Source organism: Lysobacter terrestris (assembly GCF_014489475.1).
Classification (GTDB): Bacteria; Pseudomonadota; Gammaproteobacteria; order Xanthomonadales; family Xanthomonadaceae; genus Agrilutibacter; species Agrilutibacter terrestris.
This window is the reverse complement of record NZ_CP060820.1, coordinates 3,072,258-3,095,029: the sequence shown is the minus strand read 5'-3', so window position 1 is coordinate 3,095,029 and position 22,772 is coordinate 3,072,258. Positions and strand designations below refer to the sequence as shown.

Here is a 22,772-nt window from a genome sequence, read left to right as displayed (position 1 = left end):
GGGCGAAAGCGCCGCGTTAAATCAAGGACTTGGAAAACATGTCTAACAAACTACTTGTCCGTCGCGCGGCGGTGCTCGGCGCAGGCGTGATGGGCGCCCAGATCGCCGCCCACCTCACCAACGCGGGCGTCGACACCGTGCTGTTCGACCTGCCGGCGAAGGACGGCGACCCCAACGGCATCGCCGCCAAGGCCATCGCCAACCTGGCCAAGCTCAGCCCGGCCCCGCTCGCCGACAAGGCACTCGCCGAACGCATCGTGCCGGCCAATTACGAAACCGGGCTGGAACTGCTGAAGGGCTGCGACCTGATCATCGAGGCCATTGCCGAACGGATGGACTGGAAGCAGGACCTGTACAGGAAGATCGCCCCGTTCGTGCCGGCGCATACCGTGCTGGCCTCCAACACCTCCGGCCTGGGCATCAACAAGCTCGCCGAGGTGCTGCCGGAAGAACTGCGCCACCGCTTCTGCGGCGTGCACTTCTTCAATCCGCCGCGCTACATGCACCTGGCCGAACTGATCCCGGCGCGCACCACCGACGCCCCGGTGCTCGAAGGCCTCGAAACCTTCCTGACCACCACGCTCGGCAAGGGCGTGGTCTACGCCAAGGACACCCCCAACTTCATCGGCAACCGCATCGGCGTGTTCTCGATGCTGGCCGCGATGCACCACACCGAGCAGTCCGGCCTCGGCTTCGACACCGTCGATGCGCTGACCGGCCCGGCGATCGGGCGTCCGAAGTCGGCGACCTACCGCACCGCGGACGTGGTCGGCCTGGACACCATGGCCCACGTCATCAAGACCATGGCCGACACCCTGCCCGACGATCCCTGGCACCAGTACTTCCAGGCGCCGAAGTGGCTGACGGCGCTGATCGAGAAGGGCGCGCTGGGCCAGAAGACCGGCGCCGGCTTCTACACCAAGAAGGGCAAGGACATCCTCGTCCTCGACCTGAAGGCGCAGGACTTCCGCGTCTCGGCCGGCGAACTCGATGCCGACGTCGCCGCGCTGCTGAAGGAAAAGGATCCGGCGAAGAAGTTCGCCGCCCTGCGCGCCAGCGACAACGCGCAGGCGAAGTTCCTGTGGGCCTGCTTCCGCGACACCTTCCACTACACCGCCTACCACCTGGAGTCGATCGCCGACACCGCGCGTGACGTCGACTTCGCGATCCGCTGGGGTTACGGCTGGTCGCTGGGCCCGTTCGAGACCTGGCAGGCCGCCGGCTGGAAGCAGGTCGCCGAGTGGATTGCCGACGACATCGTGAAGGGCAAGGCGATGAGCAACGCGCCGCTGCCGGACTGGGTGTTCGACGGCCGCGACGGCGTGCACGGCACCGCCGGCAGCTACAGTCCGGCGCGCAACGCGATGGTGCCGCGCTCGTCCAACCCGGTGTACGCGCGCCAGCGCTTCCCGGATGCGCTGATCGGCGAGAAGTTCTCGCAAGGCCGCACCGTATACGAGAACGACGGAGTGCGGATGTGGGCCGACGAAGGCGACGACATCGCCGTGGTCAGCTTCAAGACCAAGCTGCACACGGTCAACGACCACGTGCTCAATGGCCTGCAGGAAGCCATCGCGATCGCCGAACGCGATTTCCGCGGCCTGGTGATCTGGCAGCCGAAGGAGCCCTTCTCCGCCGGCGCCGACCTCTCGGGTGCGCTCGGCCTGCTGCAGGCCGGCGACCTCAAGGGTTTCGAAGCGATGGTCGCCAACTTCCAGGCCACCAGCCAGCGCATCAAGTACGCGCAGGTGCCGGTGATCGCCGCGGTACGCGGGCTCGCGCTGGGCGGCGGCTGCGAATTCCAGATGCATGCGGCGCGTACGGTGTTCGGTCTGGAAAGCTATGTCGGCCTGGTCGAAGCGGGCGTTGGCTTGCTGCCCGCCGGCGGTGGCCTGAAGGAATTCGCGGTGCGTGCCTCCGAAGCCGCCGGTCCGGGTGGCGACGTGTTCGCCCAGCTCAAGACCGCGTTCGAAAGCGTGGCCATGGGCAAGGTGTCGACTTCGGCCTTCGAAGCCAAGTCGCTCAAGGTTGCGCGCGACACGGACGTGGTCGTGTTCAACGCCTTCGAACTGCTGCACGTCGCCAAGCAGCAGGCGCGTGCCCTGGCCGAATCCGGCTACCGCCCGCCGCTGCCCGCGCGCCGCATCCAGGTCGCCGGCGACGTCGGCATCGCCACCTTCAAGATGATGCTGGTGAACATGCTGGAGGGCCGCTTCATCTCGCCGCACGACTACGAGATCGCCACCCGGATAGCGACAGTGCTCTGCGGCGGTGAAGTCGACCGCGGCACCCTGGTCGACGAGGAATGGCTGATCAAGCTGGAACGCGAGCACTTCGTCGCGCTGGCGCAGATGCCCAAGACGCAGGAACGCATCGCGCACATGCTCAAGACCGGCAAGCCGCTGCGCAACTAAGCGACGACACAGGACACATAGACATGATCAAGCAAGTTCAAGAAGCGTATATCGTCGCTGCCACCCGCACCCCGGTCGGCAAGGCCCCGCGCGGCGTATTCCGCAACACCCGTCCCGACGACATGCTCGCGCACGTGCTGCGCAGCGTGGTCGCGCAGGCGCCGGGCATCGACGTCAACCGCATCGACGATGCGATCATCGGCTGCGCCATGCCCGAGGGCGAGCAAGGCATGAACGTGGCGCGCATCGGCGTGCTGCTGGCCGGCCTACCCAATACGATTGCCGCGCAGACCATCAACCGCTTCTGCTCCTCGGGCCTGCAGGCCGTGGCACTGGCCGCGGACCAGATCCGCCTGGGCAACGCCGACCTGATGCTGGCGGGCGGCACCGAATCGATGTCGATGGTACCGATGATGGGCAACAAGGTCGCGCTGTCACCGAGCGTGTTCGCCAACAACGAGAACATCGCCATCGCCTACGGCATGGGCATCACCGCCGAGAAGGTTGCAGAGGAATGGAAGGTGTCGCGCGAGGAGCAGGACGCGTTCGCCCTCGCCTCGCACCAGAAGGCAATCGCGGCGATCCAGGCGGGCGAATTCAAGTCCGAGATCTCGCCGTACGAAGTGCTTTCGCACCTGCCCGACCTCGCCGGCAACACGATCCGGCTGAAGAAGTCGCTGGTCGAAATCGATGAAGGTCCGCGTGCGGACTCCTCGCTCGAAGGGCTCGCCAGGCTCAAGCCGGTATTCCGCAACGGCCAGTTCGGCGGCACGGTGACGGCGGGCAATTCGTCGCAGATGAGCGATGGCGCCGGTGCAGTGCTGCTGGCCTCGGAACAGGCGATCAAGGATTACGGCCTCACCCCGCTCGCCCGCTTCGTCAGCTTCTCGGTCGCCGGCGTGCGTCCGGAAGTGATGGGCATCGGCCCGATCGCTGCAATCCCGAAGGCGCTCAAGCAGGCCGGCCTGACCAAGGACCAGCTCGACTGGATCGAACTCAACGAAGCCTTCGCCGCGCAGGCGCTGGCCGTGATCCGCGATTCGCAGCTGGATCCGTCCAAGGTCAATCCGCTCGGCGGCGCGATCGCGCTGGGTCACCCGCTCGGCGCCACCGGTGCCGTGCGCACCGCGACCATCGTGCACGGCCTGCGCCGTCGCCAGCAGAAGTACGGCATGGTGACGATGTGCATCGGCACCGGCATGGGTGCGGCGGGCATCTTCGAAGCGCTGTAATCGTCAGTGCGGACAGAACGGAAACGGCACCCTCGCGGTGCCGTTTCCTTTTCCGCCCGACCTTTGCCGGCTACGCCAGCCGGGCACCGTTGGGGACCGCACGCTCGATCGCCGTGACCACCACTCCCTCATCGGTGTGGAAGCCGGTCAGCAGGAACTCGGAAACGAACGGCCCCACCTGTTTCGGCGGAAAATTGATCACACCGACGATCTGCCGGCCGACCAGGTCTTCGGCGCCGTACAAGGCCTTCACCTGCGCGCTGGTCTTGCGCACGCCGTATGGGCCGAAATCCACCCACAACTTCCATGCAGGCTTGCGCGCTTCGGGAAATTCCTCGACCCGCAGCACCGTGCCGGCGCACAGCAGGACCTTCTCGAAGTCCTTCCACTCGATCATTGCCGGGCTCTCTCCGCTCATGCCGGCCGCTCCGATTTCCGATCTGTGACGATTGCGCGGTTGTGGCTGACGGAAGGTCTGGACATGGCGGGACGCTGCGAGTGTGATGGCGGCAAAGGGAGGGCACCATGGAAATCCATCGCGCGGACAAAGCCTATCGCAGACGGGCCAGCTGGTTTCTGGCCGCGATCGCGATCCTGTGCGGCGTGCTGTTGTGGCAGCTGCAGGCTTGGCTTGCGCATGTGACCCAGCAACTGGGCGGAAGCGATCCGGCGACCGTGCGCCTCTGGGTGCGTTCGTTGCTGTTCGGCCTGGGCATTGCCCTGGCAGTGCCTGCGGTCGGGTTGGGCCTGACCCTGCGGAAGCTGGGCTACGCATCGCGGATCGAAGGCCGCTTCCCGCCCGCCGAGTTCAAGACCGTGCGCGACGTGCGCATCCTGCGTGACTCGGCGGGACTGTCGTGGGCGCGCCGGGTCGAACTCGCCGGCAGCGGCATGCTGCTGCTGGCCGGCGTACTGGTGTGCTGGGCCGCATGGGCCTGGTGGCATTTCCGCGGTTGAAGGCTGCTGCTGCGCGACGGGGATTGCCACGCCGCGCATCAGTCGTTACTGCAGGTCTTCGACGCCGAGTTCGTCCAGCGCGTTCTGCATCATCCTGCGCGCCGAATCGCTGAGCTTTTCGTGGTCCAGCGCGTAGCGGATCGTGGCCTCGATCAGGCCGATGTGCGTGCCGCAGTCGAAGCGGGTGCCCTTGAACCGGTAGGCATTGACCGCTTCCTGGGTCAACAGCTGGGCGATGGCGTCTGTCAGCTGGATTTCGCCGCCGGCGCCCGGACGCGTCGCTTCGAGCAGGGCGAAGATGCGCGGACTGAGGACATAACGCCCCACCACGGCGAGGTTGCTGGGCGCCACCTCCGGCTTGGGCTTCTCGACGATGGCGGTGATGCGGCCCTGCCGCTGTTCGAACGAGTCCGTCGCGACGATGCCATAGCTGCCCGTCTGCTCGCGCGGCACGTCCTGCACCGCGATCACGCTGGCACCAGTTGCCTCGGCGGCATCGGCCATCTGCGTAAGGGCTCCGGCGCCGCCCCGGTTCCAGATCAGGTCGTCCGGCAGCACCACCGCGAACGGCTGGTCGCCGACGATGGGCTTCGCGCACAGGACGGCATGCCCCAGGCCAAGCGCCTCGGCCTGGGTTACGAACACGGCACGGACATGCGACGGCAAGACATTGCGGATCAGGTCGAGCTGTTCCGACTTCCCTGCGTGCTCCAGCTTCTGCTCCAGTTCGTAGGCCTTGTCGAAATAGTCGGCGACGGCGTGCTTGTAGCGGTTGGTGACGAAGACCAGGGTGTCGCACCCGGCCTCGACGGCTTCATCGACTGCGTACTGGATCAGCGGCTTGTCGACGATGGGCAACATCTCCTTCGGCACTGTCTTGGTAGCTGGGAGGAAACGGGTGCCCAGTCCAGCGACGGGGAAAACGGCGGTACGAATGCGGGGCATCAAGTGTTCCTGGCACTGCGGGAGGGAAATGCGATCACGGTGGAAGCTTCCTGCTGCGCGCCGTGCGACCCCACCGGCTCGAATTCCGGCACCGCGGCGCGCAACTGGTGCTTCAGGGCGTCCATGTCGTAACGGGCGCTTGCTTCGCGCAATTGGGCGATTGCCTGCTCGATGACCTGCGCCGAAACCTGGCGCGGCTCGGCCTGCAGGATCTTGGGATGCGCGGTGGGCCGATACCGCTCGTCTGCATGGAAAAGCGTTTCATGCAGCTTCTCGCCAGGGCGTAACCCCGTGTAGAGAATGGCGATGTCGCGGCCTGGCTGTTTACCGGCCAAGCGGATCATCTGCTCTGCGAGCAGCCGGATCGGCACCGGCTCACCCATGTCGAGCGTGTAAATTGCTTCATGAGTACCGATGGAAGAGGCCTGCAGGATCAACTGACAGGCCTCGGGGATGGTCATGAAGAAGCGCGTTACTTCCGGATCCGTGACCGTGACCGGCCCGCCCTTGCGGATCTGCTCGCGGAACAGTGGGACCACGCTGCCGGCGGAATCGAGCACGTTACCGAAGCGCACTGTGACGAAGCGCGTGGATCGATGGTCGGCGAGCGACTGGCACCTCATCTCCGCCAGGCGCTTGGTCGCGCCGAGCACGTTGACCGGATCCACCGCCTTGTCGGTCGAGATCAACACGAACGTACCCACGTCATGCTCGCGGCAAGCATGGGCCACGGTGTTCGTAGCCAGCACGTTGTTCCGCACTGCCTCGCGAAGCTGTGTCTCCAGCAACGGCACCTGCTTGTAGGCAGCGGCGTGGAAGACGGCATCGGGCTCGGTCAGGGCCAATGCGTGCTTGATGAGCGCCGCATCGCCGCAATCGCCCAGGATTGGCACGCACTCGATGTCGGGAAAGTCGCGCCGCAGCGTCGCTTCGGTAGTGGTGAGTGCAATCTCGTCGATCTCGATCAGCACGATCCTGCGGGCGCCGTGCCTGGCGCACTGACGACAAAGCTCGGATCCGATCGAACCGCCGGCGCCGGTCACCAATACGGTGCGCGCACCCAACCACCCGCGGATCGACTTCCAGTCGGGCAGTACGGGCTTGCGACCGAGGAGGTCCTCGATCGCCACTTCCTTGAGCTCTCCGGGTAGGGAACGCCCTTCGAGCACATCCTGCAGCCTGGGAACCATGCGGAACGGCAACCCCGTACGCTCGCACGCTGCGAGAACGCGCTGCATAGCAGCCGCATCGGCGGAGGGCATGGCGATGACCAGCAGTCTGGCAGCGGTTTCGCGCGCGATCTCGGCCACCTCCTGCACGGTGCCCAACACCGGGACACCCTGCACCTTGCTGCCGCGCAGGACCGTGGCGTCGTCCAGAAACCCGACCGGCTGGTAGTTGCCGACCCGTCGGAGATCGCGCACCAATGCTTCGCCGGCACGACCAGCGCCGAGGATCAGGGTGCGTACGCTGCGTTCCCCGCCTTTGTTTTCCCGGCTGTCCTTCCAAGCCCGATAGAGCAGGCGTGGCGCCCCGAGCAGGGCAATCAGCGTCAACGGGTACAGCGCCAGGACCGTACGCGGCACCATGTCCAGGCGGTTGTATAGAAAGAGTCCCAGCAGGATCGCGAACAGCCCCAGGCCACTCGCCTTCACGATGTTCCACAAGTCCGGGACGCTGGCGAAGCGCCACAGGCCGCGATAGAGGCCGATCTGCCAGAACACCAACCCCTGCGCCGCCAGCACGATCGCGATCTCGACACTCCAGAGCGCGATGTTCGGTGGATTGCTTTCCATGCCCCAGCGCAGCCGATGCAGCCCCTGCCACACCAGCCAAACCATGAAAAGGTCATGCAGCACGACTGCCTGGCGCGGCAGCAGGCTCTTCCATTGACGAAACCAGGAACTCATTCCGTGTCCTTCCCATTTGCCGCTGCTCGCGGCCCGTCAAGCGGCTGATGCAAGTACTGCAGCCACGCCCATACGCCCACAGTGGCCGCAAACCAGAGCATGCACCAGATCGTCATCTGTTGTTCGCTCATCAGGGTCAGTCGCCACACGAGCAGCCACGCGGCGACTGTCCAAGCTGCATATGCCACTGTCACGACGGTGTGAGTACGCCCGGCGGCGACCCAGCGCTGATAGGCATGCTGGGCATGGGCGGTCCACCAGCGTTCGCCCCGCACGAATCGCCGCAGCAGGGTCAGGCCGCTGTCTATTAGAAATGCCGAGAACGGCAGCAGGATGAGCCCTTGCGGCAACGCGCTGGCTCCGGCCATCGAAATCGTCAGCAGCGCCGCTAAGGCAAACCCCAGGGCGCCACTGCCGACGTCGCCCAGGAAGATGCGGGCGCGCGGAAAATTGAACGGCAGGAACCCGAGGCAGGCCGCCACCAGGGCAAGCGCCAACCAGCCCCAGACGCCCCCCAGGACGAAGGCCAGTCCCAGCCCAACCAGCGCGGCCTGTGTCGCGGCGATCCCGTTGATGCCGTCCATGAAGTTCCAGACGTTGGTCAGCACCAGCACGGCAGCGAACGCCAACATCGCCAAGGGAACATTTCCCCACGTCGCCGCGACGGCAACCGAAAACAAGGCCGCCGCCACCGCTTGCACGCCCAGCCGCAACCAGGGCGAGAGCGGGCGGTGGTCGTCGACCATGCCGATCCCCGCGACCAGCAGCAGCCCCACCGCGAAGCCGGCGACCAGGACGATCTGCTGCGGTTGGCGCCAGGCGAGCACGCAGGCGGCGACGAGCAACGCGATCACGATGGCGACACCGCCACCGCGCGGGGTCGGCACGTCATGGCTGCGGCGCTCGCCGGGATGATCGATCAGGTCGCGCCGGATCGCGTACTGGCGGGCCATCCAAGTACCCGCCAGCGCGATGACGAAATGAAGGAGGAGCCAGAACACCATGCAGGTCAGACCACCGCGTAATTCAGCAGCGGCTTCACGGTGCCCCACTCCTTGCAACTGGGGCATTGCCAGTGGTGGCTGCGCGCGCCGAAGCCGCAGCGCGTGCAGCGATAACTCGGATTGCGCACCAGCAACTGGTCGGTGATGTGCTTGAGGTCGTGCAAGGTCGCGAGCGGATCGGCCTGCTCGGCGAGGGTGAGGTCGATGAGCGCCGCTTCGCCACGGACCGAGGGACGATCCTTCAGCTGCCGCGCCAGGTAGGCACGTGCCGCCGACACGCCCTCGTCGGCTTCAACCATCTGCGTGAGCGCGAGCACCGGTGCGATCCCGCGGTAGTGCTCGCACATTTCCGCGAGGAACGCGCGCGCACCGGGGTGGTCGCCGACCCGCTCATACGCGGGAAGCAGCGACGGGAGGATCTCGGGAAGGTAGTCGGGATCGGCGCGCGCCACGCGTTCGAAGGCGCGGATCGCGCCCGGGTCGTTGCCGGCATCGAGTTCGATGCGACCTTCGATCATTCCTGCGCGCACCGAATTCGCATCGGCCTCGTAGGCACGCGCGACGGCGGCGCGAGACGCTTCGACGTCGCCCGAGGCGCGTTGGCGCTCGGCCACTTCGCATTCGAACTGGGCGATGAGCTTGCCCATGGGCTCGCCGGTCGCGGCCTCGTAGCGGCGCGCGTTCTCGATGGCCTTGTCCCAGTCGCGCTCGGCCTGGTAGATCCCGATGAGGTGCTTCAGGGCCAGTGGCGCCATGTCGAGGGCGACCAGGTCGCTGAAGACCGTTTCCGCGCGGTCGAGCAGGCCCGAGCGCATGTAGTCCTCGCCCAGCGCGAGCAGGGCCTGGACCTTCTGCTGGTCGCTCAGGCCCTGGCGTTGCACCAGCGCCTGGTGCAGGCGGATGGCGCGGTCCACTTCGCCGCGGCGACGGAACAGATGCCCGAGCGCGACCTGCGTTTCGAAGGTTTCCTTGTCGAGTTCCGCGATGTGCAGGAACAACTCGATGGCCTTGTCAGGCTGCTCGTTGAGCAGGTAGTTCAGGCCGCGGAAGTAGGTCATCGACAGCTTGCTGACCTGGCTGTCGCTGTGGCGTTCCCCGCCGCGGCGTCCGATCACCCAGCCGCTGATGGCGGCAATCGGCAGCAACAGGAAGAACCAGAACCACTCGTTGATGAATTCCATCGATCAGGTCCCGGTGTTGGCCATCGAGCCAGGCTGGCGGTTGGCGCGCGCGAGCTGTCGCCTGAGCGGCAGGACGACGCTGGCCGCTATCGCCGATCCGCCCAGTAGAACGCCGAGCAGCAGCGCCACGAGTAACGCGACGCCCAGAGTGGTGGAAACCTGAGCAGCGCCCAGGTCGACGACGGTCGCCTGGCGATTGAGTGCCCCGATGATCGCGCCCAGTGCCATGCAGACGAATGCGACAAGCAGGCGGATCACGCCCATGACGGCCTCCGAGCGGCCTCTTCTGTCATCTGTTCAAGCTTAACGGACATCGCGCGATCCCGCGATGTGCCATCGGCGACTCGACCCTCGCTTCGCCCACATGGAGTGGAAGGTAGACCGCGTGGCGGTCAGTCGCTTTCTTCGACCGGAGTCACGCCGCTGACGCGCTCGCGCAGTTCCTTGCCCGGCTTGAAGTGCGGGACGTGCTTGCCCGGCAGCGCGACCGACTCGCCCGTCTTCGGGTTGCGGCCCAGGCGCGGCGGGCGGAAATGCAGGGAGAAGCTGCCGAAGCCGCGGATCTCGATCCGCTCGCCGGAAGATAGCGCGCCGCCCATCATTTCGAGCAGAGCCTTCACCGCCAGATCCACGTCGTCGCCCTTCAGGTGCGCCTGACGCTGCGACAGGATCTCGATCAGTTCGGACTTGGTCATGATGCGGTTCGACTCCCCTGACTTCCGGTGGACGCACCCCTTTGCGCCCTTCCGTCGACCCGGCAAGGCCGGATCGTCTTACAGACCGAAGGCGACCCGGACTTCCGGGCCGCCTTCGTTGTTTCAACAACTTACCTCAACTGGGGCGATTACTCGCCCTTGTTGCCCAGCTGTTCGCGCAGCAGCGCACCCAGCTTGGTGGTACCGCTGGAGGCTTCCGCCGCGGCGCGGTTGTAGTCGGCCAGGGCCTCGGCCTGCTCGGCCTGGTCCTTCGCCTTGATCGACAGCTGCATGCTGCGGCCCTTGCGGTCCGTGCCAACGATCTTGGCTTCGATCTCGTCGCCGACCTTCAGCACCTTGCTGGCGTCGTCCACGCGGTCGTGGGAGATGTCGCGCGCCGAGACGTAACCCTCGATGCCGCCTTCCAGCTCCACGGTCGCGCCCTTGGCGTCGACTTCCTTCACGATGCCCTTGACGATCGAGCCCTTGGCGTTGGTCGCCACGTAGGTGCCCATCGGGTCCTGTTCCAGCTGCTTGACGCCGAGCGAGATGCGCTCGCGCTCCGGATCAACGGCCAGCACCACGGCTTCCAGCGTGTCGCCCTTCTTGAAGTTGCGCACGATGTCTTCGCCGGTGGTGTTCCAGCTGATGTCGGACAGGTGGACCAGGCCATCGATGCCGCCGTCCAGGCCGATGAAGATGCCGAAGTCGGTGATCGACTTGATCTGGCCCGACACCTTGTCGCCCTTCTTGTGCAGCACGGAGAAGGTTTCCCACGGGTTCGAGGTGACCTGCTTCATGCCCAGCGAGATGCGGCGACGCTCTTCATCCACGTCGAGGACCATGACCTGCACTTCGTCGCCGACCTGGACGATCTTGCCCGGGTTGACGTTCTTGTTGGTCCAATCCATTTCGGAGACGTGCACGAGGCCTTCGACGCCCGGCTCGATCTCGACGAACGCGCCGTAATCGGTGACGTTGGAGACCTTGCCGAACACGCGGGTGTTGGCCGGGTAGCGACGGGCGATGTTGTCCCACGGATCCTCGCCCAGCTGCTTGAGGCCCAGCGAAACACGGTTGCGCTCGCGGTCGTACTTGAGCACGCGGACATCGAGTTCCTGGCCGACTTCGACCACTTCGCTCGGGTGACGCACGCGCTTCCACGCCATGTCGGTGATGTGCAGCAGGCCATCGATGCCGCCGAGGTCGACGAACGCGCCGTAGTCGGTGAGGTTCTTGACCACACCCTTCAGCACGGCGCCCTCGACCAGCTTCTCAAGCAGCTGCTCGCGCTCTTCCGAATGTTCGCTCTCGACCACCGCACGGCGGGAGACGACGATGTTGTTGCGCTTGCGGTCCAGCTTGATGAGCTTGAACTCGAGTTCCTTGCCTTCGAGGTAGGACGAGTCGCGCACCGGGCGCACGTCGACCAGCGAACCGGGCAGGAAGCCACGGACGTCCTTGATGTCGACGGTGAAGCCGCCCTTGACCTTGCCGCTAATGCGGCCGGTGATGGTGGCGTTGGCCTGCAGGGCCTCTTCCAACTCGTCCCACACCATCGAACGCTTGGCCTTCTCGCGCGACAGGATGGTTTCGCCGAAGCCGTTCTCGATCGAGTCGAGGGCGACCTTGACTTCGTCGCCGATGCCCACGTCGATTTCGCCGGCATCGTTCCGGAACTGTTCGATCGGCACGATGCCTTCGGACTTGAGGCCGGCGTTGATGACGACAACGTCACCACGCACATCGACGACGGTACCGACGACGATGGAGCCCGGCTTCAGCTTGGCCAGGTTGGTCTGGCTCTGTTCAAACAGTTCGGCAAATGATTCGGTCATTGGAAAATTACTCGGTTGAACACACGGGTCGCAGACGGGGGACGGGGACTGATTGAGTCCGCCAGGATCCGGCGACCCACCCGTTGTGCGGTGCCATCGGGAATCGATGCACCTGTGGATGGAAATCCCAGCGCAGGATTGCGATGGGGTCTTTGCCTGCCGCGAAAGACGATTCGCTCAGTGCCTGGGCAACAAGGCCAGCACCTGCTCGACGACCGTATCGATTCCGAGTCCGGTGGTGTCGATGCGGACGGCGTCATCGGCCGGTCGCAACGGCGCCACGGCACGCTGGGCGTCACGGGCGTCGCGGGCTAGGATCTCCCGCAGCAGACCGCTCAATGTAACGGAAACCCCTTTTTCCATCAACTGCTTATAGCGTCTTTCTGCCCTTTCCTCGGCACTGGCGGTCAGGAAGACCTTATAGGCGGCATCGGGGAAGATGACGGTGCCCATGTCGCGCCCGTCGGCGACCAGGCCGGGCGGCTGGCGGAACACCCGCTGCCGGTCCTTGAGGGCGGCGCGGACCTCCGGGATGGCCGCGATGGCCGACGCGGCCGCGCCGGCCGTCTCGGTCCGCAACTCGTCGGTGGCGTCCACGCCATTGACCACAACCCGGAGCTCGCCGCCCGCCTCCCGGAACTCGATCCGGGTATCGAAGGTGCACCGGACCAGCGCCGCATGGTCGTCCAGGTCGATGCCTTCCCAGCCGGCGGCCACGCCGACCGCCCGGTACAGGGCGCCGGAATCCAGGTAGTGCCAGCCCAGGCGCTGGGCGACGAGGCGGCTGATGGTGCCCTTGCCGGAGCCGGACGGGCCGTCGATGGTGAGTACGGGGATGATGTCGGTCATGCGGACATTATGACCGGTAGCGCTTCGGCACCCGGATTCCGATGGGTGAAACGCCCGAACGACGCCACCAAATGACCTCGGGAAGTGCGGTCCCGACACCGCTATTCGCACTCACTCGTCGCAACCACTTGATCTGGCGGCAATTTACCCTCTAGAATCGCGGGCTTCGTTTCGCTCCACCCCCTTTTCACCCATTTCGTCCGAGGTCTGTCATGAAGGTCCTGTCCTCCCTGAAGTCGGCGAAGGCCCGTCACCGCGACTGCAAGGTCGTTCGCCGCCGTGGCAAGGTCTTCGTGATCTGCAAGTCGAACCCGCGCTTCAAGGCTCGCCAGCGCTAAGCGCTCGCGTTCCGTTCGACGTTAAGAGGCCGCCGCAAGGCGGCCTTTTTGCGTCTGCAGGCTCGTTCCGGCGTGCGGAACCGTGACGGTGTCTTGCTGCCGCCCCGCGCATGCTTGTGCGTACAATCGTCCGTCCACTGGGGAGTGCCACGCCATGAAAGCCCGTATTGCCGCCATTCCGATGTTCGCCCTCCTGGCCGTGACCGGCGCCGTTTCGGCCCAGTCCGACGCGCAGCCGACCACGACCGAGACCCAGACCAGCACGCTGCTGATCGAGCGCGTGCAGGAAGAGAACAAGGCCGCCCTGCCCGCCCGCGGCCAGACCATGGCCCAGGTCGAGGCGAAGTACGGCGCCCCGTCCGAGAAGCTCGATGCGCGCGGCGGGCAGAAGCGCCAGTGGCCGACGATCAACCGCTGGGCCTACCCGACCTTCACCGTCTACTTCGAGAAGAGCCGCGTGATCGACGTGGTGGCCAACAAGGCCGACGCCAACGAGATCGGGCCAAAGCCGCCGATCAAGTAAGGCCCCGCTCGGGAGCCAAACCGGATGAATCACCGAACGGCGGGTATCATTCCCGCCGTTTTTCTTTGCCGAAGATCCCGATGAACCCTGCCTCCCCTCGCTTTCCCGCGGAATGGGAAAGCCAATCCGCCGTCCTGATCGCCTGGCCGCACGCCGACACCGACTGGGCCGAACGTCTGGGCGAAGTAGAGGAGACCTACATCGCCCTCGTCGCCGCGATCACCCGCTTCCAGCTGGTGCTGATCTGCGTGGCGGACGATGACCTGCAGACGTACGCCGAAGCGCGCCTGCGTTCGGCGCGCATCGACCTGGCGCGCGTGCGCTTCGTGCCCGCGGTGTACGACGACACCTGGCTGCGGGATTCCGGGCCGATCACGCTGGTGGAAGGCAGCAGCTTCCGCCTACTCGATTTCCGCTTCACCGGCTGGGGCGGCAAGTTCGAGGCATCGCTGGACGACCAGCTGGTCGAGCACCTCGCGCAGATCGGAACTTTCTTGAACAGTTCACGCCAATCCATTGATTTTGCTCTGGAAGGTGGTGCCATCGAGACCGACGGCGCCGGCACCCTGCTGAGCACCTGGCAGTGCCTGCACGAGCGCCACCCGACCGCGGGCCGCGAGGAGATCACGCGCAAGTTGGCCGGCTGGCTGCAGCAGGATCGAGTGCTGTGGCTCGACCACGGTTATCTGGAAGGCGACGACACCGACGCGCACATCGACACCCTCGCCCGCTTCGCCGGCCCGGACGCGATCGTGTTCCAGGCCTGCGACGATCCGGCCGACTCGCACTACGCCGAACTCAAGGCGATGGCCGACGAGATCGCCGCGCTGCGAACCCGGGACGGCCAGCCCTACCGCCTGTTCCCGCTGCCGTGGGCGCAGCCGGTCATCGACGAAGGCCGCCGCCTGGCCGCCAGCTACGCCAACTTCCTGATCATCAATGGCGCGGTGCTGATGCCGGCGTATGGCGACGAAGCCGATGCACGGGCACAGGCCGTGCTGGCCGCGGCCTTCCCGGATCGTGAAATCGTCGCCGTACCCTGCCGCGCGCTGATCTGGCAGAACGGCAGCCTGCACTGCATCACCATGCAACTGCCGGCCGGCCTCGTGGCCTGATCCACACGCGTTGCAGCCCGCGCCAGCGGGTTGTAGCGCCAAGCAGTTGTAGCGCAAAGCATTCGCCGCAGCCGGGCGCAGCGCGCCCACTACAATCGCGCCAATCCTTAGGGAGCCGTATCGGCCATGAAGAAGACCACCCTGCCCGTCGCCCTGATCCAGGAGCGCAACCACGGCGACGCCGATGCCAACCTCGCGGTCATCGAGGCCCGTGTCGCGGAAGCGGCCAAGCGCGGCGCGCGCCTGGTGCTGCTGCAGGAACTGCACAACGGCCCGTACTTCTGCCAGCACGAAAGCGTCGGCGAATTCGACCTGGCCGAAACCATCCCCGGCCCCAGCACGGAGCGCCTGGGCCGGCTGGCCAAGCAATGCGGCGTGGTGCTGGTGAGCTCGCTGTTCGAGAAGCGCGCCACCGGCCTGTACCACAACACCGCGGTGGTCTTCGAGAAGGACGGCTCCACCGCCGGCAAGTACCGCAAGATGCACATCCCCGACGATCCGGGCTTCTACGAGAAGTTCTACTTCACGCCCGGCGACATCGGTTTCGAGCCGATCAACACGTCGGTCGGCCGCCTCGGCGTGATGGTGTGCTGGGACCAGTGGTACCCGGAAGGCGCGCGCCTGATGGCGCTGGCCGGTGCGGAACTGCTGCTCTACCCGACCGCGATCGGCTGGGACCCGGAAGACGTGCAGGCCGAGAAGGACCGCCAGCGCAACGCCTGGATCCTCAGCCACCGCGGCCATGCCGTCGCCAACGGCCTGCCGGTGCTGTCGTGCAACCGCGTCGGCCACGAGCCGTCGCCGTTGGGGACTTCGGGCATCCAGTTCTGGGGCTCGACCCACGTGCTGGGCCCGCAGGGCGAATTCCTGGCCGAAGCCAACCAGAACGAGCCGGAAATCCTGATGTGCGAAGTCGACATGGAGCGCAGCGAGCACGTCCGCCGCATCTGGCCGTTCCTGCGCGATCGCCGCATCGATGCCTACGGCGACCTGCTCAAGCGCTACCGCGACTGAGCGCGGGCATCGTCCGGTGACGCTGCTGGTTCGCCCCGCGACTGAGGCCGATATCCCCGCGATCACTTCGATCTACGCGGTCGAAGTGCGCGACTTCGTCAATACCTACGAATACGACACGCCGGACGAAGCCGAGATGCTGCGCCGGATGCGGGGCCTTGTCGGCGCCGGCTACCCCTACTTCGTCGCCGAAGTCGATGGCCGCGTTGCCGGCTATGCGTATGCCAGCGCCTTCCGGGCCCGGATCGGCTACCGCTTCACGGTGGAGAACTCGGTGTACGTGGCGGCGGGAGTGCAGAACCGCGGCGTCGGATCGGCGTTGCTGGGGCGACTGGTCACCGAGTGCGAGGCCCGCGGGTTCCGGCAGATGGTCGCGGTGATCGGCGAATCGGCGAATGCCGCATCGATACGCCTGCACGAGCGTTTTGGTTTTCGCCTGGTCGGGACGTTTGACGGGATCGGCCGCAAGCAGGAGCGCTGGCTGGACACGGTGTTCATGCAGCGGGCGCTGGGGCCGGGTTCGGAGGGGCCGCCCTCGCCCTGAAACCGGCGGCTCAGGCACCTGACCGACGAACGGTCACGCACGAACGAACGATCGTGCTAATTTCCCCGCCATGAACGCACTCACCGCCACCACCAAGGGCGCTGCCACCCGCGAGGCCATCATCGACCGGGCCTACGAGATCGCCCGGTTCTCGGGCGTGGAGGGCCTGTCGATCGGCCCGCTGGCCCAGGCGGTGGGCATGTCCAAGAGCGGCGTCTTCGCCCATTTCGGTTCGCGCGAGGATCTGCAGTTGGCCGTCCTCGAATCCGCCGCGCGGCGCTTCGGTGAAGCCACCTTCATTACCGCCCTTTCCCAACCGCGTGGCCTGCCCCGGTTGCGGGCGATGATGCACAACTGGTTCAACTGGGTGCACAGCAACACGGGCAGCTGCGTGCTGGTGGCCTCCGTCAGCGAATACGACGACCGCCCCGGCCCGCTGCGCGAGCAGGTTCGACGCCAACAACAGAGTTGGGTCGACATCCTCCGCGGTGCCATCCAGCTGGCGATCGACGCAGGCCACCTGCGCCCCGGCGACACCGAGCAGTACGCCTTCGAGCTGTACGCGATCGCCCTCAACGTCCATCACCAGTCCGGCCTGTTTGGCCAGGAACAGGTTGAAAAGCTCGGCAAGCAGGCTGTCGAGCGCTGGTTCGTCGCCAACTCCGCCTGAACTCCCCCGCGAGGTATCTGCCATGGCCGCTGTCATCTCCAATCGCACGCCCTCGATTAGCACGATCGTTCGTAATGTTTTGCCGCTCTATGCCACGCGGCTGGAGTTCCTGCTGGGCGCTTGGCTGGCGCCGGAAGCGGTTGTCCGCAAGGCCGCCCACTTGTTCACCCGGCCGTTCGCCTCGTCGCGCTCGCGTGCGCTGGCCGCACCCACGCTCGGTGCGGCCGAACTCGAACTCGACGTCGACGGCACCCGCATCCATGCCTACGTCTGGGGCGATCCACGCCAGCAGCCGTACGTGCTGTTCGCGCATGGCTGGTCCAGCCACGGCACGCGCGTGGCCTCGTGGCTGCAGCCGCTGCGCGCCGCCGGCTATGCGGTGGTCGCCTTCGACCAGGCCGGACATGGCCGCAGCAGCGGCACCCACACCACGCTGCCGGATTTCACCTGCCACCTGCTCGCAGTCGCCCGCCATTTCGGCCCGGCCGCGGCTCTCATCGGACATTCCTTCGGCGGTGCCGCGAGCGCGCTGGCGCTGGCGCGCGGACTCGAGGCCCAACGCGCGATCCTGATCGCGCCGGCCGCCGACCCGCTCGCCGCGGTCGAGCGTTTCTCCAGCCTGGTCTGGCTGCCCGCCTACCTCGGCCGGCGCATGTTCGCCCGGTTCGAACAGGCCATGCGCTTCGAAGCGGACGAACTGCAGGCGCACAACAACGTGCAGAAGATCGGCCGTCCAGCCTTGATCGTGCACGACGTGGAGGACCGCGAAGTGCCCTGGTCGGAAGGCGAGCGCTACGCCCGCTTCTGGCGCGATTCCCGCCTGCTCAGCACCCGCGGGCTCGGCCACAACCGCATCGCCGACGACGCCGGCGTGATCGCGGCGGCCCTGCGCTTCCTGCGCGGCGAGGAGGTCGGCGAACGCGTGGTTTCCAGCCCCAACCTGCCCTACGGCTTCGCCTGAACGCGCCTGCGCCGGATGGCCCGCAGTCGCGGGCAACGGCGCACCGGAACGACTATGCTGCGCGGCCGCCGGCGAGATTCCGGCGTTCCGCAGCAAGCCGAATTCATCGATGACCGCTGAAGCCACCGCAACGTCCGAAGACTTCCTCGCCACGCAACCGCACGCCGTCGTCGAACGCGATGGTGTCCGCTACACCCTGCTGGGCACCGCGCACGTCTCGCGCGCCAGCATCGACGCGGTCAAGGAAGCCATCGGCACCGGCCGCTACGACGCGGTGGCGGTCGAGCTCGACCCGCCGCGGCTGCAGGCGCTCACCGATCCGGACGCGCTGGCCAAGCTCGACCTGATCCAGGTCATCCGCACCGGGCGCGTGGCGATGTTCGCGGCCAACCTCGCCCTGTCCGCCTACCAGCGCCGCCTCGCCGAGCAGCTGGGCATCGAACCGGGCGCCGAGCTCAAGCAGGCCGTGCTCGAAGCCCGCGAGCGCAACCTGCCGGTGCACCTGATCGACCGCGAAGTCGGCCTGACCTTCAAGCGCGCCGCCGCCAAGCTCGGTTTCTGGGGCCGGATGAAGCTCGGCAGCGGCCTCGTGGCAAGCCTGTTCGCCGACGACGAAGTGGGCGCGGAAGACATCGAAAAGCTCAAGCAGGGCGACATGCTCGAAGCAAGCTTCAGCGAATTCGCCACCAGCAGCCCGGAGCTGTACGAAAGCGTGATCGCCGAGCGCGACCGCTACATGGCGGCGCGCCTGCGCGAGACGCACGGCGACGCGCGCGAAGTGCTGGCCGTGGTCGGCGCCGGCCACCTGCAGGGGCTGGCGAAGCACCTGCGCGAGGAGACGCGCGAGCCCGAAGCGCTGCGCACCGAACTGGAACAGGTGAAGTCGAAGCGGAAGATCCCGTGGATCACGCTGTGCATCATGGCGTTGATCATCGCCGGCATCGGCTGGGGCTTCTGGCGCGGCGGCTGGGCGGCGGGTTCCGACCTGCTGATGCAATGGGTGCTGTTCACCGGCGGCTTCGCCGCGCTGGGCTGCGTGCTGGCCGGCGGCCATCCCTTCAGCGTGATCGCGGCAGCGCTGGTGGCGCCGTTGAAGCCGTTCCGCCCGGGCGTTCCGGTCGGCGCGGTGAGCGCCCTGATCGAGGCACAGCGGCGCAAGCCGGCCTACGGCGACTTCCTCGCCTTGCGCCACGATGCGCAGACGGTGCGCGGCTGGTACCACAACCGGGTCACCCGGGTGGTGCTGAATTTCATGCTCACCAACCTCGGCATGACGCTCGGGTTCTGGATCTCCGGATTCACCATCTGGAGCAAGCTCGCCGGTTGATCCAAGGCATCGCATTCCTGAAACAACGAAGCCGGCCTGATGGCCGGCTTCGTGCTTTTTGCGGGCGCCGTTTACCTCACGGCGCCGCGATCCTGCCTCATTCGGCGCTGATCGCCGCCACCGCCGCCCCCGGCGGAGCGGCCTTGCGGCCGCGTGCGCGCAGGATGATGCGCGTGGTGCCTGCGCGCAGGTCGTCGAGGATCGCGTAGATCGTCGGCAGGAACAGCAGGCTGACGATGGTCGAGAACGCCAGGCCGCCCGCGATGGCGCGCGCCATCGGGTAGTACGCGGGACCGTCGCCGCCCATCTGCGTGCCGCCGATCGCGATCGGCACCATCGCCAGGATCGCCGTGCCCATCGTCATCAGGATCGGGCGCAGGCGTTCCTTGCTGCCTTCCACCAACGCTTCCGTGCGCGACAGCCCGCGCCGTCGCAGGTTGTTGATGTGCTCGATCATCACGATGCCGTTGTTCACCACCACGCCCATCAGCACCAGGATGCCGATGAAGGCCATGATGTTGAACTCGGTGCCGGTGATCCAGAACAGCCAGAACACGCCGAAGACCGAGAACAGCACGCCGCTCATGATCGCCGACGGGAACAGCAGCGACTCGAACACCGCCGCCATCACGATGTAGATCAACAGCAGCGCGATGCCGAGGTTGAAGAACATCTGCCCCATCGCCTCGTCGTCGTCGCCGAAGCCGCCGCCTTCGAAGGTGTAGCTGTAGCCGGCCGGGAACGACACCGACTTCAGCACTTCCTCGATCGCCTTGCGCGCGTCCGGCATCGTCACCTTGTCGGGCAATCCGGCGGTGATCGTCAGCGTGGTCTGGCGGTTGGCGCGCTTGATCGAGGTCGCCGCCGGGCGGACCTCGACGTCGACCATCGCCAGCAACGGCACGTTGCGGCCATCGGGTGCGCGGACGGTGAACGACGCGATGTCCTCGACGCGGTACTTGTCGGCACCGGCAAAGCGCACCCATACCGGCACTTCGCTCTCGCCACGCCGGAACTCGCGCAGCGGCGCACCGCGCAGGGCCAGGCCGACGAACTGCGACACCTGCTGCGCGCTGAAGCCGAAGGCCGCCGCGCGTTCGCGGTCGACGCGGACGTTGAGCTCGCTGTTGGTGTCGCCGACGTCGACGCGGACGTCGCGCAGTTCCTTGCGCTTGGACAGGATCGGCACAATGTCGCGGCCCAGTTCGGCCAGCGTCTGCGTGGAATCGCCGACCAGGAACACCTGCGCCTTCTGGCCCGGGCCACCACCGCCACCCGGTCCGTCCTGGCCACCCGCGCCGATGGAGGCACGCGCCGACTTCGGCAGTTCCTTGCTGATGGTGTCGACCAGCGGCTTGATCGCGCCGGCGTCGTCCGCGAAGGTGACGCGCGTGCCGGCGAAGCCCTGTTCGCTGTACCAGGAATAGATCTGTTCGATATGGAAACGCTTGCGGTTGGCGTCGAAGAACGCCTCCACGCGCGCGACCTCGTCCGACATCTGCTCCTTGGTGTAGCTGCCGTTCCACTGGTAGTAGAACTCGGTTTCCTGGCCTTCCTCGCCGCCGAACATGTTCACCTTGGTCAGCTTCATCGGCACGAAGCTGACGAGGATGATCAGGATGATGCCGAGGATGCTCTTGCCGCGGTGTTCCAGCGTCCAGCGCAGCGTCTTGGCGTACCAGCGCTGCAGGCGCGGGATCAGGCCGCCCTCGCTGCGCACCGCCGGCGGCGTCTTCATGCGCGCCGAGATCATCGGGATCAGGCTCACCGCCACCAGCCACGACGCCAGCAGCGACACCGAGATGGTGATCGCGATCTGCGACATGTAGATGCTGATGAAGTTGCGCTCGCCGAACAGGTTCGGCACGAACACGATGCAGTGGCACAGCGTGCCGGCCGACAAGGCGATCGCCACGTGGCGCGTGCCCAGGATCGAGGCCAGCCGCGGCTGGTCCGGCATCTTCTCGCGTTCCTGGTAGATGCTCTCGACCACCACGACCGCGTTGTCGACGAGCATGCCGACCGCGAGCAGCAGGCCCATCATCGACAGGATGTTGAGGGTGACGCCGGCGAAGTACATGAAGCCCAGGGTCATCACGAAGCAGATCGGGATGGCCAGGGTCACCATCAGCGTCGACGGCCAGTGGCGCAGGAAGAAGAACAGCACCGCGATCGACAGCAACAGGCCGATGCCACCGGCTTCGGCCAGTTCCAGCAGCGACTTGGTGACGTTCTCGCCCTGGTCCTCGATGATCTTGACCTGGACGCCCTGCAGTTCGGGTTCGTTCTGGATCAGCTTCACTTCGTTGAGCGCGTTCTTCGACACCTCGACGAGGTTGGCGTTGCGCTCCTTGAAGATGTCCAGGCCCACGGCCGGGTGCCCGTCGAGGCGACGGCCCATGTCCATGCGCGAGGGCTTCAGCCGCACCTCGGCGATGTCGCCCAGGCGCACGCCGTTGGCGATCGGCAGCTCGCGCAGCTGTTGCAGGTCGGTAATTTCGCCCACGGGCTGCACGCGCAGGCGCCGGCCACCGTCCTCGATCTCGCCCGCCGACACCGAGAAATTCAGCGCCTGCAGGCTCTTGGTGAGGTCGTTGAGGCTGATGCCGTGCGCGGTCAGGCGGTCCGGCTCGATCGCGACTTCGACCTCGTTCGGCGGGGCGCCGGAGATCTCCACGCGGGCCACGCCCGGGATGCGCTCGATGCGCCGCTTGAACTCGCGTTCGATCAGGTCGTAGCCGTTGACCAGGTTCTGCGACTGGCTGGCCAGGCGCACGCGCAGCACGGGCTGGTCGGTGGTCGAGAACTTGAAGACGAAGTAACGCTGCAGGTCGTCCGGCAGGTCGGCGCGGATCGCGTCGATGCGCTCGCGCGCCTCGGACGCCGCGATGGCGACGTCGCGGTTCCAATCCTTGAACTGTATGAAGACCTGGGCGTTGTCGGCCTTCGCTTCCGAATCCATGCGCTTGATGCCGCTCATGGTCGAAAGCGCTTCCTCGGCCGGTCGCAGCACGGTGCGCTCGACCTCTTCCGGCGTCGAACCCGCGTACGGCAGCTGGACGAAGATGAAGGGCGGCGACACCTCGGGGAAGGCTTCCAGCGGCAGGCGGATCGCCGCGATCAGTCCGACCACGAACAGCGACACGAAGAACATGATCGCGGTGACGGGACGCTTGATGCTCAGCTCTGCGACGCTCATGCGCGGGTCTCCACGGCGTGCCCCGATCCCGACCTTCCCCCACGATGCGGGGAAAG

21 protein-coding genes are annotated in these 22,772 nt (G+C 66.4%); 11 read left to right on the top strand and 10 right to left on the bottom strand.

Going from position 1 to position 22,772, the window contains the following annotated elements; translation table 11 throughout:
• Positions 1-38 precede the first annotated feature (38 nt).
• Both H8B22_RS14515 and H8B22_RS14510 read left to right on the top strand, forming a co-directional pair.
• On the top strand, positions 39-2,414 hold the full coding sequence (locus H8B22_RS14515) for a 3-hydroxyacyl-CoA dehydrogenase/enoyl-CoA hydratase family protein (RefSeq protein WP_187712091.1): 2,376 nt from the start codon (positions 39-41) through the stop codon (positions 2,412-2,414).
• 23 nt (positions 2,415-2,437) lie between these two features.
• Complete coding sequence (locus H8B22_RS14510; RefSeq protein WP_187712090.1) at positions 2,438-3,646, top strand: acetyl-CoA C-acyltransferase; 1,209 nt, start codon at positions 2,438-2,440, stop codon at positions 3,644-3,646.
• A 70-nt stretch (positions 3,647-3,716) separates the two neighbouring features.
• Here the strand turns inward: H8B22_RS14510 and H8B22_RS14505 are convergent, their stop codons facing one another.
• Positions 3,717-4,064 carry a tRNA-binding protein gene (locus tag H8B22_RS14505; protein WP_187712089.1) on the bottom strand — a complete coding sequence of 116 codons (348 nt, stop codon included), beginning with the start codon at positions 4,062-4,064 and terminating at the stop codon, positions 3,717-3,719.
• Between the two features lie 107 nt (positions 4,065-4,171).
• Between H8B22_RS14505 and H8B22_RS14500 the strand changes: the two genes are divergently transcribed.
• Positions 4,172-4,603: a hypothetical protein gene (locus H8B22_RS14500; RefSeq protein WP_187712088.1), complete on the top strand. Its 432-nt coding sequence runs from the start codon at positions 4,172-4,174 to the stop codon at positions 4,601-4,603.
• A 45-nt stretch (positions 4,604-4,648) separates the two neighbouring features.
• On the opposite strand, the gene galU is transcribed toward H8B22_RS14500, so the two are convergent.
• The 8 genes from galU to cmk form a co-directional block, all read right to left on the bottom strand.
• Positions 4,649-5,548, bottom strand: a complete 900-nt coding sequence (gene galU, locus H8B22_RS14495) for a UTP--glucose-1-phosphate uridylyltransferase GalU (RefSeq protein WP_407060816.1) — start codon at positions 5,546-5,548, stop codon at positions 4,649-4,651.
• Entirely contained in the window at positions 5,548-7,458 is a 1,911-nt protein-coding gene (locus tag H8B22_RS14490) for a polysaccharide biosynthesis protein (RefSeq protein ID WP_225876224.1), read from the bottom strand. Before H8B22_RS14490 ends, galU begins: the two co-directional genes overlap by 1 nt.
• Entirely contained in the window at positions 7,455-8,462 is a 1,008-nt protein-coding gene (locus tag H8B22_RS14485) for an MraY family glycosyltransferase (RefSeq protein WP_187712086.1), read from the bottom strand. Before H8B22_RS14485 ends, H8B22_RS14490 begins: the two co-directional genes overlap by 4 nt.
• Before the next feature lie 5 nt (positions 8,463-8,467).
• On the bottom strand, positions 8,468-9,643 hold the full coding sequence (gene lapB / locus H8B22_RS14480) for a lipopolysaccharide assembly protein LapB (RefSeq protein WP_187712085.1): 1,176 nt from the start codon (positions 9,641-9,643) through the stop codon (positions 8,468-8,470).
• A gap of 3 nt (positions 9,644-9,646) precedes the next feature.
• Positions 9,647-9,907, bottom strand: a complete 261-nt coding sequence (locus H8B22_RS14475) for a lipopolysaccharide assembly protein LapA domain-containing protein (RefSeq protein ID WP_187712084.1) — start codon at positions 9,905-9,907, stop codon at positions 9,647-9,649.
• Positions 9,908-10,035: 128 nt separating this feature from the next.
• Positions 10,036-10,338, bottom strand: a complete 303-nt coding sequence (locus H8B22_RS14470; protein WP_187712083.1) for an integration host factor subunit beta — start codon at positions 10,336-10,338, stop codon at positions 10,036-10,038.
• Positions 10,339-10,487: 149 nt separating this feature from the next.
• Positions 10,488-12,176, bottom strand: a complete 1,689-nt coding sequence (gene rpsA, locus H8B22_RS14465; protein ID WP_187712082.1) for a 30S ribosomal protein S1 — start codon at positions 12,174-12,176, stop codon at positions 10,488-10,490.
• A gap of 177 nt (positions 12,177-12,353) precedes the next feature.
• Positions 12,354-13,025 (bottom strand): (d)CMP kinase, encoded by a 672-nt coding sequence (gene cmk / locus H8B22_RS14460; RefSeq protein ID WP_187712081.1) that lies wholly within the window; start codon positions 13,023-13,025, stop codon positions 12,354-12,356.
• A gap of 212 nt (positions 13,026-13,237) precedes the next feature.
• Between cmk and ykgO the strand changes: the two genes are divergently transcribed.
• The 8 genes from ykgO to H8B22_RS14420 all read left to right on the top strand — a co-directional run bounded on the left by ykgO (position 13,238) and on the right by H8B22_RS14420 (position 19,517).
• Entirely contained in the window at positions 13,238-13,363 is a 126-nt protein-coding gene (gene ykgO / locus H8B22_RS14455) for a type B 50S ribosomal protein L36 (RefSeq protein ID WP_010342887.1), read from the top strand.
• 154 nt (positions 13,364-13,517) lie between these two features.
• Positions 13,518-13,886 carry a hypothetical protein gene (locus H8B22_RS14450; RefSeq protein ID WP_187712080.1) on the top strand — a complete coding sequence of 123 codons (369 nt, stop codon included), beginning with the start codon at positions 13,518-13,520 and terminating at the stop codon, positions 13,884-13,886.
• A gap of 80 nt (positions 13,887-13,966) precedes the next feature.
• A complete protein-coding gene (locus tag H8B22_RS14445; RefSeq protein WP_187712079.1) occupies positions 13,967-15,001 on the top strand; it encodes an agmatine deiminase family protein in 1,035 nt (344 codons plus the stop codon).
• A 126-nt stretch (positions 15,002-15,127) separates the two neighbouring features.
• Positions 15,128-16,015, top strand: a complete 888-nt coding sequence (locus tag H8B22_RS14440) for a carbon-nitrogen hydrolase (protein ID WP_187712078.1) — start codon at positions 15,128-15,130, stop codon at positions 16,013-16,015.
• Between the two features lie 16 nt (positions 16,016-16,031).
• Positions 16,032-16,559 (top strand): GNAT family N-acetyltransferase, encoded by a 528-nt coding sequence (locus H8B22_RS14435; protein ID WP_225876223.1) that lies wholly within the window; start codon positions 16,032-16,034, stop codon positions 16,557-16,559.
• Positions 16,560-16,629: 70 nt separating this feature from the next.
• Positions 16,630-17,229, top strand: coding sequence for a TetR/AcrR family transcriptional regulator (locus H8B22_RS14430; RefSeq protein ID WP_187712076.1), 600 nt, complete (start codon positions 16,630-16,632; stop codon positions 17,227-17,229).
• 22 nt (positions 17,230-17,251) lie between these two features.
• The gene (locus tag H8B22_RS14425) at positions 17,252-18,190 is read left to right on the top strand and encodes an alpha/beta hydrolase (protein ID WP_187712075.1); all 939 of its coding nucleotides are present in this window, start codon (positions 17,252-17,254) and stop codon (positions 18,188-18,190) included.
• A gap of 109 nt (positions 18,191-18,299) precedes the next feature.
• A complete protein-coding gene (locus H8B22_RS14420; protein ID WP_187712074.1) occupies positions 18,300-19,517 on the top strand; it encodes a TraB/GumN family protein in 1,218 nt (405 codons plus the stop codon).
• A 97-nt stretch (positions 19,518-19,614) separates the two neighbouring features.
• Here the strand turns inward: H8B22_RS14420 and H8B22_RS14415 are convergent, their stop codons facing one another.
• On the bottom strand, positions 19,615-22,716 hold the full coding sequence (locus H8B22_RS14415; protein WP_187712073.1) for an efflux RND transporter permease subunit: 3,102 nt from the start codon (positions 22,714-22,716) through the stop codon (positions 19,615-19,617).
• Positions 22,717-22,772 lie beyond the last annotated feature (56 nt).